The organism is Cellvibrio sp. (assembly GCF_053579595.1).
The window spans coordinates 1-13,374 of sequence record NZ_JBRFPI010000089.1 but is presented as its reverse complement, the minus strand read 5'-3'; the positions used below and the strand labels follow the sequence as shown (position 1 = coordinate 13,374).

Annotated in this window: 11 protein-coding genes; 3 read left to right on the top strand and 8 right to left on the bottom strand. The window is 46.9% G+C overall.

Translation table 11 applies throughout. The features are described 5' to 3' along the window. The 3 genes from ACWA6V_RS07770 to ACWA6V_RS07760 all read right to left on the bottom strand — a co-directional run. The coding region (locus tag ACWA6V_RS07770) for a pseudouridine synthase (protein ID WP_449521945.1) at nucleotides 1-392 on the bottom strand (392 nt) is incomplete at its 3' end. Nucleotides 393-394: 2 nt separating this feature from the next. Then, nucleotides 395-1,270, bottom strand: coding sequence for a DUF4824 family protein (locus ACWA6V_RS07765; RefSeq protein WP_449521944.1), 876 nt, complete (start codon nucleotides 1,268-1,270; stop codon nucleotides 395-397). Continuing rightward, nucleotides 1,267-2,361, bottom strand: coding sequence for a DUF2157 domain-containing protein (locus ACWA6V_RS07760; RefSeq protein ID WP_449521943.1), 1,095 nt, complete (start codon nucleotides 2,359-2,361; stop codon nucleotides 1,267-1,269). Before ACWA6V_RS07760 ends, ACWA6V_RS07765 begins: the two co-directional genes overlap by 4 nt. A gap of 151 nt (nucleotides 2,362-2,512) precedes the next feature. Between ACWA6V_RS07760 and ACWA6V_RS07755 the strand changes: the two genes are divergently transcribed. Then, nucleotides 2,513-4,519: a methyl-accepting chemotaxis protein gene (locus ACWA6V_RS07755; protein WP_449521942.1), complete on the top strand. Its 2,007-nt coding sequence runs from the start codon at nucleotides 2,513-2,515 to the stop codon at nucleotides 4,517-4,519. A 121-nt stretch (nucleotides 4,520-4,640) separates the two neighbouring features. Here ACWA6V_RS07755 and ACWA6V_RS07750 read toward each other — a convergent pair whose 3' ends face one another. Beyond that, complete coding sequence (locus ACWA6V_RS07750; RefSeq protein WP_449521941.1) at nucleotides 4,641-5,453, bottom strand: Cof-type HAD-IIB family hydrolase; 813 nt, start codon at nucleotides 5,451-5,453, stop codon at nucleotides 4,641-4,643. A gap of 285 nt (nucleotides 5,454-5,738) precedes the next feature. On the opposite strand from ACWA6V_RS07750, the gene ACWA6V_RS07745 reads away from it, so the two are divergent. Further along, nucleotides 5,739-6,392, top strand: a complete 654-nt coding sequence (locus ACWA6V_RS07745) for a helix-turn-helix domain-containing protein (protein WP_449521940.1) — start codon at nucleotides 5,739-5,741, stop codon at nucleotides 6,390-6,392. Between the two features lie 225 nt (nucleotides 6,393-6,617). Here the strand turns inward: ACWA6V_RS07745 and ACWA6V_RS07740 are convergent, their stop codons facing one another. Further along, complete coding sequence (locus ACWA6V_RS07740; protein WP_449521939.1) at nucleotides 6,618-7,376, bottom strand: hypothetical protein; 759 nt, start codon at nucleotides 7,374-7,376, stop codon at nucleotides 6,618-6,620. 633 nt (nucleotides 7,377-8,009) lie between these two features. On the opposite strand from ACWA6V_RS07740, the gene ACWA6V_RS07735 reads away from it, so the two are divergent. Next, the gene (locus tag ACWA6V_RS07735) at nucleotides 8,010-11,510 is read left to right on the top strand and encodes a glycoside hydrolase family 9 protein (RefSeq protein ID WP_449521938.1); all 3,501 of its coding nucleotides are present in this window, start codon (nucleotides 8,010-8,012) and stop codon (nucleotides 11,508-11,510) included. A 238-nt stretch (nucleotides 11,511-11,748) separates the two neighbouring features. On the opposite strand, the gene ACWA6V_RS07730 is transcribed toward ACWA6V_RS07735, so the two are convergent. The 3 genes from ACWA6V_RS07730 to ACWA6V_RS07720 form a co-directional block, all read right to left on the bottom strand. Continuing rightward, nucleotides 11,749-12,243 (bottom strand): REP-associated tyrosine transposase, encoded by a 495-nt coding sequence (locus ACWA6V_RS07730; protein ID WP_449521937.1) that lies wholly within the window; start codon nucleotides 12,241-12,243, stop codon nucleotides 11,749-11,751. A 143-nt stretch (nucleotides 12,244-12,386) separates the two neighbouring features. Continuing rightward, a complete protein-coding gene (locus ACWA6V_RS07725; RefSeq protein WP_449521936.1) occupies nucleotides 12,387-12,839 on the bottom strand; it encodes a very short patch repair endonuclease in 453 nt (150 codons plus the stop codon). 14 nt (nucleotides 12,840-12,853) lie between these two features. Then, nucleotides 12,854-13,374 (bottom strand): MvaI/BcnI family restriction endonuclease (locus ACWA6V_RS07720; RefSeq protein WP_449521935.1); only part of this gene is annotated, 521 nt, incomplete at its 5' end.

The following is a 13,374-nucleotide window of genomic DNA, read 5'->3' as shown; positions in this document are numbered from 1 at the left end:
GGGTCTTTGGCGATAGGTAATTCAATCACTCCGCTGTCTTGTTCAACATGGCCATGCAGAAGCGCGGTATAGGTTTTGGTGATTGTCCCTGCCTGAAATTGTTTGCCAATTTGCGCGTTCACCTGTTTATTCAGTGCAACAACCATAATTCCCGAGGTGCCAAAATCAAGCCGATGCACAAGCCTCGCGGTAGGGAATTTTTGCACCAAACGAAAGTGCACTGAATCTTTATTGAGCGGGTTTTTCCCCGACAAACTCAGCAGGCCACTGGGTTTTTCGATCAGTAAAATAGCGTCGTCCTGAAATAAAATGTGTATCTCATCGGTGCACAAGGGGGCGATAAAATCATCGGGTTTGATTATTGCGCATGTACGTGAAGTTGAAAATTGCATTATCACTCACAGCCTTTGGCGCACAGGCGTAAATTCCTTATCCAAGGTTCGAATAACCGGCCATAGGATATGTCTGCGATAAACTTCGTTTTACGTTTGGTATCGCCATCTTGGGGAAAACCTTGCGCTTGGCTTTTGGAAATGTGCAGTGATTCTACGGCGAGACCATCAATAATAATTTCGGTCGTACGTTGCTCTTTGCGGTCGCAGCGATAGTAACCCGCGCGCAGTTCGGCTGGAACAATTGCCAGTTGGATGTTGGGGCTAGTCTGATATTCGCGCCGCACCGATTCCAACAATTCCCGCTCGGCGGCGGCATCGATCACAAACAGGCGCGAGTCATCCGCTTTAGCTGCCGCTAAAAACGCATCTGCCTGGTTACGTTTTTCAGCTAATTCTTTAGCTGACCATTCGGTATTTTTCGCAGGCGTAAGGCCCATAATCAGGGCATGGTATTGCTCTGCTTGCGCGATATAGTCCGCATAACTCCGCCCGTTAAATTCCAATAATACCCAGCCGCTGCGTTTTTGTAGCAGGCGCGTTTTCCGGGCGCAATCGGGAAACTGAAAACTGGAAAAATGTAAGCTGTTCAATTGCAGGCTACGATTGTATTGCCAGCGCCATTGATTCATATCGACATTAATCGGCTGGTTGCTCGGTGTCGTCCAATTAAGGCGAACGCGCGCGCTTGAATCCTCTTTGGTAAAACCGTAGTTATAGGGCAATCGCAATTCACGTTCGCTCAAGGTTAATTGGACTATCTCATCGGAGCGGTTCACATAAACTTTACCAAGAATAAATGCATTCACCAGCAGCACTAAGCCCACGGCTAGCCAGAGTAAACTTTTAGCGCCTCGATTTTTAAGCTGTGCGTTCATGACTGGCCTCCTGACACCTGTACTCTTTGCAGTGAGTATTGTTGCGCTTTGCGAAGGCGATTAAATACCATCAAGACTAAAATCGCGGTGAGTCCAACTCCCAAAAAGAAAAGGTATTTGGGAAGCCAATCCCACCACCAATCAAAAAATTTGGTGTACAAAAAGAGCGCAAAAAAGACATTCCCTGTGAGCATTAAATTCACTGCGCGCGCCCGCATGCCATAAAACACCAGCAGCGCACTGGCTACAAAGCCAGTTAGCTGATAACAGCCCTCTATTAAATTAGGCGACCAAGGAAGATAACTTCCGCCGCCCCAATTCGCCAGAACGAGCAGCGCAACAAAAAATGTCACCACCGATAGCATTTGATAAATCGCTGCAAATCCATGAAAACGCGCTTGGCTCACCCACAATGGCAACGCGAAGAAAAACAGCGCGGGTAAAAAAAACTGTTCGGGGTTTTGGCCAACATAAATCCAGTAGCTGCCCATCCAAGTGCCGAACTGCGCACCGATGAAAATAAAACTACATATCAGCGCCGCCGCTAACAGTAAACGCACTTGTAATACATAAGCGAGTAAAAATCCGTAGACTGCAAATACTGCAAAGGCATTCGGCGAGGGTGTGAGATTAAAAATACTGCCGAGCATCACAATGTTTAATATCCAACTTGCAAACGACACCAGCCCCGCCAGTTTGGCGTAATATCCCGAGCTATCAAACCGCTGAACCCAACACGCAACTGCCAAACTAACGAGAGGTGCTGCAATTAAAATCGCCACTTGTGTCGCCGTAGCAAAATAGCCCCAATATTGATAAAACAGAAAAAACAAACTCGCCGCCAACGCGCCTGCTCCGAGGAAGGAGACAATCTGCATACCCAGCGACAAATGCCGCGCACCCTCGCTCAAGTCTACATCCTGTGCCTGCTGCAACTCATACAACAGCTTGTCGTGATATTGGCGAATAGCCGATGCTGTGTCGTCGGAAAATTGCAACAAGCCCTGTTCGCTTAGCACGGCTTGCTCCGCCCGAAACGCACGCACTTGATCAGCACGCGCCTGCGCTTGAGTTTTGGTGATGTTGGTCATAATTGTCCCTGTTGTTAATCGACTTGCGTAATGCATCTATTTACACAAAAAAGGCGCAAAAGTGCCAGAAAATGGTGCAAGAAATGCAGAATTTGCGCTTTAGCGTTTAGCGAATAAACTCAATAAATATTTCTCTTGAGATGAACGATGAATGCGTAATTTGACCCTGAGACAGCTATTCGGCGTGGTGCTTGGTGTACTGATTATTGGCTTTGTTTTGTTTGGTTATATCGCTTACAGCCGGCTCAACGAGCTAGCGGTAAATGGCCCTGTGTATACAAATATAGTGTCAGGAAAAGATCTCGTTGCCGACATATTACCGCCTCCCGCCTACGTGGTGGAAGCCAACCTTGTGGCCTTGCAATTTCTGCTTGCTGAATCTGCTAGCGAGCGCAATGCTCTGCGAGCACGAATTGACGTGCTTCAGCAAGAGTTTCTTAGCCGCCGCGACTATTGGGCCGCTCAGGATCTACCACCCCACCAAAGCGAATTAATGAACCAACACCTATTCCCCAAGGGTGAGCATTTTTTTGCCGTCGTGTATCAGGTGATGTCTGCATCGGATCAAAACACCGGCGGCTCTCCACGAACCGACGATGTGCAAAAAATCAATCAGGCCTATCTTGAACAACGCGCCGCCGTTGATGAATTATTAAAACTCACGCTCGTCAATAACCTACAGATAGAGCAACAAGCAGAGCAAGAAATTCACGCTGGCTTCACTTGGCTGGGTGGTGTTCTGATTTTATCCCTCGGCAGTGCGATATTGATTGCACTAAAGGCTTCCAGCCAAATAATAGGTCAATTGGGGGCAGAGCCTGCAGACGCGCAATATTTTGTGGGAGAAATTGCGGCGGGGAATTTGGACGTCGACATGAAGACTGCGCCGCAAGCGCTCAGTCTGATGGCCGGTATGGTTTTTATGAAAAACCAAATCACCGATATTGTTCGCTCCATCGATAAAATTAATCGCGAAATCACCGAGTCCATTTACCATATCGGGCTTACATCAAAAGAAATTGCTCGCGCAACAGAGTTGCAAGTCAGTGAATCTACTGCAGTTGACTCTGCGACAACCCAACTCAAAGACCTGTTGGTTACCGTCAAGACAACGACTGAGCACGCACGACATAAATCGCGCGAAGTAGAGCTGCAAGCGACAGACGGCGTCAGCTCGTTAGCCGATATTGTGAAAACCATGGATACCGCTACAGCCAGTGTGGAATCATCGGAAGAATCTGTACGCAGCTTGGCCACAGCGAGTCTTGAGATCAATAGCATTGTGTCCAGCATCAAAACCATATCGGATCAAACCAACCTCCTGGCCCTGAACGCTGCGATTGAAGCAGCGCGCGCTGGTGAGCAAGGGCGCGGCTTCGCGGTAGTTGCCGACGAAGTGCGCACCTTGGCTATAAAAACCGGTAAAGCGACTGAAACCATCGAGCGGATAGTTGATGGACTCAATGCAAAAGTGCAGCAAACCCTGGAAGGTATGACCAGAGTAGTAGAGACGGTTAAAGAGAGTCAGGCAGAAGCTCAAAAGAACGCAAGCATTATGCAGCACATGGCCGCCGAAGCGCGTGCGTCAAGTAAAATGAGCGCACATATAGCCGAGGTGTCGGTCGATCAAATATCCCGGGTTGAACTTTTGGAAGATAAGCTGCAAGGTTTATTTGCAGCCATGCAATCCAATTTTAAAACACTGGATTTGATTGGCTCCATCAGTGAATCTTTAGATCACACAGTGTCCTTACTGCAAAACAAAATAGAATTTTTTACGTTTGAACCCGAGAGAGTTGTGCTCGATCACCCCAATGAAAAACGCAAACATCTCCGCATGAAAAACTCACTTTTTGTAAACATTATACTGCAGGGTGAAAAAATTTCAGCGCGTACCAAAGATTTCAGCATGGGCGGCCTATCGTTTATGTCCAAACAGAAGCTGGCAATCAAGATGGGCGATAAAATCCTGATCAGTGTGGTGCCGCCCGTAGGTGCAAAAGAACAAGGATTGCAAGATCCGCTACCCTTAACCGCGACTGTGGTCCGCGATTCGGTCGAAAAAAGCGAGCATGTTTACGCGGTAAAATTCGAATCGATTGACGAGGCTACCAAAGCAAAAATCAATCGCATTGTGATTTTTTATCAACCACATTAAGTGTCGCATTCAGTCTCTGATACTTCACAGGTTTGCAATGTGTTTCTTTGCGCATGCAAATCTACCCTTTGGTAGGGGCAAGTAGCTTTACGTGCGAAACGTGAGTTGTCAAAAGCAGGAGTTATGACAACACATGCTCATATAAAAATCTCGCCACACCGTCTTTATGATTTTCCTGCGCGCGCAACGCATCCGGAAATAACTGTTTGAGTTTTTCACTTGCATTTCCCATCACTACCGCGTCAGACACGGTTCTGAACATTTCCACATCATTAAAACCATCACCAAACGCCATGCTATTGGCAAGTGGCCGTTGTAGATGTTCCATTAATGTTCTCAGTGCGTGGCCTTTGGAAATAGCCTGCGGCATAGCTTCCAGATAGTATTCATCGGAAAACGTCAAATGAATTGGCAGGGTTAGCGCAGCCAATATTTGCGCCTTCAGTTGTTGCAGCTTTGCATTTTCGCCGTAAAACAAAATCTTTAATGCCGGTGTAGCGAGCATTTCTTGCAATGCGATTTGGCGATAAAAAAATTGCGATTGTGCGTGGGCATCCAACATAGATTCGCAGGGCGCATTCACCAGCCACTCGGAATCGGTATACATATTCAAATGTACACCACATTTTTCACCCAGCGGCAGCAAGATCTCATTCACCGCAAGCGGCAACAGCTCGCGCTTAATCAACTCGCCATCGCCGTTATGAATAGTCGCGCCGTTGCAGGTAATAGTCGCAATACCGCCACCCAATTGTTTCAGGTAAGCACGAATATCCATAAAGTGCCTGCCGGTGGCGATAACCAGATGATGGCCGCGCTCGCGCAGTTCATTTAATGCGCGAATCGTCAGCGGCGAAAGTTCGTGGTGTTCATTTAGCAGGGTGCCATCCATATCAAACACAAAGGTGCTGGGCGTTTGTGGTTTTTCAAACATTAAAAATTCCAGGGCAAAAAGAGTGATGTGTAGCCTGTATGAAGCCTAGCGAAATACGGGAGCTTTTGATATTAACCTTGAATTTTATTTAATGCCCTGAAATACACCAACACCATGCCCCAAACTCCGCATTCCGTTAAACTCCATGCGGGCTACATGCTAAATCCTTATGTTTATGGGTGTGGCGGGTGATTGGCGGGTAGGCGGCGTCACTTAATTAGCAACTCTTCAGGTAATTTGCTCCACATCAATTCACTTGGATCAATGCACCTGGAGTAATGAAAGATGGATATGAAAGCAAAATCATCACTGATTAGAAAATACCGCACCGAGCGTTTATGGTCACAAGAGCAGCTCGCCGAAATTAGCGGCCTCGGCTTGCGCACCATCCAGCGATTGGAAGCACGCGGCAGCGGTTCGCAAGAATCCATTAAAGCCCTCGCCGCCGTTTTTAATGTAGAAGCCGATACTTTGTTTTGGCGCGACGGCGCTTATCAGGCTTACAAACATAAGCAATGGGGCTTTGTTACCCTTGCCGGTATATCAATGGTTGCGGCATTGGTATTGGCCATTAATGATCTTGCCGTAGCGCTTCCTGCGGCAGGTATCGGCGTTCTGTTTGGTGTCCTCACGCTGGTGGCGATTGCGTTCAGCTCCATGACCATCGAAGTCAACGAAAGCGAAATCAGTTGGTGTTTTGGCCCGGGTCTATTCAAAAAGAGTCTGCCACTGGAAGAAGTTGGTCAATGCCGAAAAGTAAAAAATCCCATCTGGATGGGATTCGGCATCCACGCCTACGGCACCGGATGGATCTGCAACGTATCCGGCTTGCTGGGAATTGAGATCGAACTAAAAGGCGGCTCATTTATCCGCCTCGGCACCGATCAACCCAATTACCTGATTCAAGCGATCGAAGACGCGAAGGATAATGTCGAATAAAACCAATACGTAGCCCGTATGGAGCCTAGCGAAATACGGGAGCTTTTGATGTTGATTTTTATTTTACCTCGCGCAGAAAACCCAAACCCGCATTTCGTTAGACTCCATGCGGGCTACACCATGTACCCTTAACATTGTGTTCCTGCTCTGCCGCTTTAATACGTTTCAGGATTTCGGTGTGGATGTGGGCTGGGATCATAAATATATTCTTTTTAAATCGTAAATTTATCGTTTAGGTGGCTTACTTTTCTTTTCCGGCCCCGGTGTTGCTGAAACCCAGCTCTTCACGAACAAACCTAAACTTAACCCACCCAGAAACACCAACCAAAACACCAGGAAGGGTTTGTTTTCCAATCCGCTTTGCAAGTTCATACCAAACACGGCAGACACGCTCATCAAGGGAAATGCGATAGCGGCGAGAATATTCAATTTGTGTTGCGCGCGGTTGCCCACTTCAGCTGCGCGGGCTTGTATTTCAGAGCTGCGAGCCAGACGGAACTCCAGCGATAAACGTGCATCTGCAAGTAGTAGTTCAAAGCCGCGTGCAATATCCACACTGCGGTCGCGCATGTCGATGAGGAATGCATCATTACCAAGCGCTTCACGCGCGGTTTGCAGCGCCTGCTTCATATTGTTTGAAGAACGCGCGAGCGGAATCAGGCTATCGATAATGGCGAACAGTGAATCAATGCTGCTTACTTTTTCAAAACGGTTTTCAAGGTCGTTGTACAGCAGGCGATAATCTTCCATGAACTTGGTCAGCCCATGGTCGCCATGATCAATCCCCTTGTGCAACCATTTACCCTGCGGCAAGCGCAAGAAGATTTCATGCTCACGCTCATTGCCATCAGTTTTCGGCGGCGCATGCAGAATCAATAACAGATGATCTGCTTCAAAAATCGCCCGCTGCGCGCCCCAGCTCTCGCTGCCCAAACGAGAGGTAATTTCGCTAGGCAAATTCCATTTGTACTGACTGCGTTTCATCGTTTTCTCCTAATGTATTCTTTTACGTATGCTCGGTAACAATCCAGGTATGTCGGATTTGATAAAACCAATTAACCCTTTACTCAGTTCTAAGGTGTCCGATATTCGTGGAGGGCAAGGGGAATATCGTCCATTGCACTTCCTTTTATAGACCTCCCACTTTACGTTTCGCAATGATCTGGCACATTTTGCATTCGGTGAAAGGCACTATGAGTGCTTGTGGTAAGCGATGAATCTTTTGTGGATTTTTCGAGTAGTTTTAGAAAGTCGTTATTTATCAGTAGTTTCTTTATTGTTCTTTTATCTCATTACACTCTGTAGTCGTTAAGCAGATGTGCTCTCATTTAATCCTATCCCACTCTATTGCGCTATTGCGCGTCCCATTAATTTTTGCAGTCACTTTGTGTTTTTAGCATGAACTGAAGAGCGAGGGTGGTGCGGCTGGTATTAATATCGTGGACGCCATCACTAAAGAGTACAAGTCTACTCAGGGTTTGGCATGCTCATAATAATAAGAAAGTAACTGTATCTCTTTGAAGTTTATGTGTAGCCGCTGTGTATATCTGCAGGTTGTTGCGCTAAATCTTCGAGCAATTCACATTAATAATTCCAATAATATTTGGCGAGGTAAGCATGACACAGCAGCGGTTTTCACGCGCAAGCTATCAATTTATATGCATGGGTTTAGGCGCGCTTTTCAGTTTGAGCGCAGCAGCCGAGCAAGGCAACCCACGGGTAAACCAATTAGGTTATTTGCCCAACAGTGTAAAAATCGCCACCTATAAAACCTCAGCGGGCCCACAGCAGTGGCAGTTGAAACAAAATGGAAACTTTATTGCCTTGGGGCAAACAACCACATCCAAGGCTGATGCAGCCAGTGGCGATAATCTACAACAGATTGATTTAAGCGATGTGGTAGCAACGGGCGATAACTTTGTACTCACCGTAGGCAGCGATAGCAGCTATCCCTTCAGTATTAAAGCCGATGTCTACAAAGGCGCACTCTACGATTCCTTGCGCTACTTCTATCACAACCGTGCGGGCATCAGTATTGAAACTCAATTTACCGGCGGCGGTAATGGCAGTTATGCCGCTAATGCCAAGTGGTCGCGCCCCGCTGGGCATATTAATCAAGGAGCCAACAAGGGCGATCTCAATGTACCTTGTTGGTCTACCCGTCCGTGTAACTACACCCTCGATGTTCCTAAGGGATGGTATGACGCCGGTGACCACGGCAAGTATGTGGTCAATGGTGGAATTTCCGCGTGGACTCTGTTGCACATGTATGAGCACTTCAGCCGTTATTGGCCGTCATCGGAAGCGCTATCGGACGGGAAGTTAAATATCCCTGAAAGCAGCAACGGTATGCCTGATATTTTGGATGAAGCGCGCTGGGAGGTTGAGTTCTTGCTCGCGATGCAGGTTCCTGTCGGGCAGCCAAAAGCAGGCATGGCGCATCATAAATTACACGATGAAGGCTGGACCGGAATTCCGACGCGTCCCGACATGGATAGCAATAGACGCTCATTGGTTTATCCAACTACTGCGGCCACGTTAAATCTTGCGGCGGTTGCGGCACAGGCCGCGCGCGCATGGCGTGGAATTGATAATGGGTTTGCTGATAAATGTCTCGTTGCGGCCAAGCGTGCCTGGGATGCAGCAGCGGCAAATCCTAACGATATCTACAACGATGAATTCAACAGCGGCGGCGGTGGTTATGGCGATAGTAATCTCGGCGATGAATTTTATTGGGCGGCGGTTGAGCTCTATCTTGCAACAGCGGATAGCAAATACGTCGCTACCATCAATCAGCGCAATGTGACACGCACGGATCTGAATTGGCAGGAAACTGATTTAGCGGGTCTTATGTCACTGGCAACGGTAACTACCAACTTCACTGAAACTCTACAGCAGAGCGCGCGCCAAAAAATTATTGCCGCGGCCAACGCTCATATAAACACCCAAAACGGTTCAGGCTATTCAACCCCTTTGACGACATATTCTTGGGGCTCCAATAGCGCTGTTACTAACAACCTTTATTTAATGGGAATGGCCTACGACTTTACGCATGAGGTTAAGTTTGCTCAGGGGCTTATCAAAGGCTTGGATTATATTCATGGGCGCAATGTGTTCTCCACGTCGTTTGTGACGGGCGAGGGAACCAATACCTGCAAGCAACCACATCACCGCTTTTGGGCCAACGCAGCCAATGCCAGTTTTCCTACTCCTCCGCCCGGTGCTATTTGCGGCGGCCCCAATACGGGTTTAGAAGATGATTTAGCGAAAACGCAAAAGGCTGGCTGTGAGTCAAAACCGGCGACTTGTTGGATTGATAACATCGGTGCTTGGTCAGTGAATGAAATCACCATTAACTGGAATGCGCCCTGTGCGTGGGTTTTAAACTGGGCGAATAACTACGCGAATAATACAACTGGACCGAGCTCATCCAGCAGTGCAACTAGTCGCAGTAGTTCAAGTCAGGCGGTAGTGAGTTCTGTTGCTGCCTTTAGCCAACGCATCGAAGCAGAAAACTTTGCCAATATGAGTGGCATAGATACGCAGGCAACGTCTGATCTGGGTGGTGGATTGAATGTGGGCTGGACCGATGCGGGAGACTGGATAACCTATCCTGTGAATATACCTGCAGCGGGTCAGTATAAAGTTTCCTATCGTATTGCCAGTCAGAGCGGTGGCGGAATATTAAGATTGGAGAAGGCGGGCGGCGGTGCAACCTATGGTCAATTGAGTGTCCGCAGTACTGGCAATTGGCAGGCATGGGAAACCATTGATCACCAAGTTCCTTTACCTGCGGGTCAGCAAACCATTGCTATTTATGTTGTTGCGGGTGGATTCAATTTGAATTGGATTCAGATTGAATCTGTGGGCGTAGCGCCGTCTTCGAGCAGCCAGGCAACGAGTCAGTCAAGCAGCATTGTGCCATCCAGTCGTTCATCGTCGAGTAGCTCTCCTTTGCCGAGCAGCTCATCCAGTAAAACATCCGCGAGCAGTTCTTCGGCTCCGGTCATGACACTGGTGAAGATTGAAGCCGAAAGCTTTGCTCAAATGAGTGGTTTTCAAACTCAGGCAACGAGCGATGAAGGCGGCGGTTTAAATGTGGGCTGGACAGACGCTGGCGATTGGCTGTCCTATAGCAATACGGTGGTCACTATTCCCACCACCGGTCTTTATACTTTAGAGCTGCGTGTCGCTAGCGAAAGCAGCGGCGGTTCTTTAGTGTTTGAGGAAGCGGGTGGTGCACAAAGCTATGGCACTATCAACTTCACTGCAACGGGCGGTTGGCAGCAATGGAAAACAGTAACGGCCACTGTCAATTTAAGTGCGGGTACGCATAGATTCGGCATCAAGGCCTTAAGCGGCGGCTGGAATCTCAACTGGTTTAGTTTGAGTCAGGTGTCTGGAGGCGCGAGTTCATCCTCCAATTCATCATCCAGTTCATCGGTCAATACTGACCCTAATCACTATAATGCGCCGCGTGTAGCAAGTGCTCCGGTGATTGATGGCCTGGTCGATTCATCCTGGAGTGCGGCATCCTGGGCACCTATAGATGTGTTTTGGTTAGGTTCTCAACAGCCAACGGCAGCCGATTTTTCTGGTCGCTATAAAGCAATGTGGGATGCAAATTACCTATATCTGCTATTTGATATCACAGATGACGTTTTACTGGATGCAAGCAGTAATCCTTTAGAGCGTTATTGGGATGATGACTCCGTAGAAATTTTTATTGATGAGAATAAAAATGGCGGCAACCATCAATACAATACCTCAGCTTGGGCGTATCACATCGGCACCCTGGGAGACACGGTTGATTTCACCAACTCAACCTCACCTAAATTGCTAAACGATCACATCACCGTAAAACGAGTAACGGTGGGTACCAAGCACATGTGGGAAATGCGCGTACGAATTTACGGTGAAAACTATGTTGATGGTGGAGCTAATACTCCGCTGACCTTAACGGCTGGAAAGCAACTGGGGTTTTCTGCTGCCTATAACGACAATGATGCCAGCGCGCAGCGCGAAAGTATGATGGGCTCGGTCAATACGCAGGGCCATAAAAATGATCAGGGCTATATCAATGCCAGCGTATTTGGTTCTATGACACTTACTAATTAGGTTTTTAAATAGTGTAAACACTGGCTCAAGGATGAGTCAGTATTCATCGCGACAAAATAAATATAACCACAGGAAAGGAAATTTTCTCTAGCAAGCTCAATTAAGTGCGAGGGGATATTTGTGAACTTTAAAGAGTAGCCCGTATGGAGCCTGGCGAAATACGGGAGCTTTTGATGTTGATGTTGATTTTACCGTGTGCAAAAACAACAACCCCGAATTTCGTTAGACTCCATGCGGGCTACGTAGTCCAATCGATAGGCAAAATTTCCTTGCGAACATACAAATGAAAACTGGAGTGCGGCCAATCGGCTACGCGTTCAACAAGTTTATGTTTAACAGGATTGTAGTGAATGTAATTGATATGGTGGTGCATATCGGCAGCATCACGAATAGTGTGTTCCCAAAACCGCCGCTGCCACAGATTATATTCACCGCGCCCATTCGCAGCTAAAGCAACGCCTTTTTGAACAAGCTTTCGTGTATAGATGGATTTAATCAGCCGCCAGCGCGATGAGTAATTATCATCGTCAGCAGGTAAAGTAAAAATTGCATGGATATGTTCAGGCAAAACAACAATTGCATCCACTTGAAATGGCATACGCGCTTTAGCTTGCCGAAATGCATCGCGCAATTCCGCTATGTGTTCCACTAATAAGCGAGAGCTTCTATCCTGTAGTGTCACCGTAAAAAAATAACACCCACCCTTAACTCGATTCCGTCGATAAAGCACCATAACCATTCCTTGTGTTGTGTAGCCCATATGGAGCCTAGCGAAATACGGAGCTGTTGATGTTGACCATGGCTTATTTCAATCCTTCGATTGAAGAGAGTCAACCCCGCATTCCGTTAGACTCCATACGGGCTACTTCCTACAAGTCACACTTTCCCTTCAATTTCTGCGGACTGCGAATCATACATAATCCAATTAGCAGCGGTGTGAATTACCTCATTAAGATTGCGGCGGGTTTTGCCTTTTAATGCGCATTCCCAAATCACTAACACTTTCCATCCCGACGCGATACAAGCTTGAACATTTCGCTCATCGCGGATTTTATTTGCGCCTATTTTTTCCTTCCAAAACTCAATGCGGGTCGATGGCCATTTGAATATGTGGCAGCCGTGTGCGTGCCAGAAGCAGCCATTTACAAAAATTACGGCGTGATGCTTGGGGAAAACCAAGTCAGGTTTTCCGGGTAAGTCTTTTCTGTGCAGTTGGTAGCGGAACCCCAATTTGTGTAATCCCTTACGAATAGCTATTTCTCCGCGGGTATTTTTGCCCTTGATTCCGGCCATCATTGCGGAGCGTTTTTCAGAAGAAACTTTGTCCATAAAAATCGTTATGGTTATAAAATTTCATAGTTTTTATAGAGCTCTTTGAGATCTTTATGGCCAATTCTAAATTGGCTTCTTCTTTTGACTTTAGGTGATGGACCTGACGAGCATTCTAATTTAATGCCAGGGTCATAATAGGTTTTCCCTGCATGCATAGATTTCAAAAAGAGTTCAAAATTAGTGCCTTCGCCTAATTCAAAATTATTTCCAAAATGATATTCTTTTAAATCTGTTGATGGATTGTTTCTGGAAATGCAAGGTACATAAACAGCTTGTGAATGTTTTCTCTTCCAATGATCTATAAGTTTTGAAAAGCTCCAACTTGCAGCGACACGATCATTATTGTCAAATAACGAGATGGAACCAGTGGCGTCCGAAATTGACGAACTATTTACATCAAAACCGACTAGTTTCATTGTCAGATTCGTTAACTTATGTTTTTTATCAACAATGTGCTTTCCGGCAAAATTATATCGGTCTTTTATTCCTGACTTATCTGGATATCCATAGGTCCGAACAAAATCTATGGGAC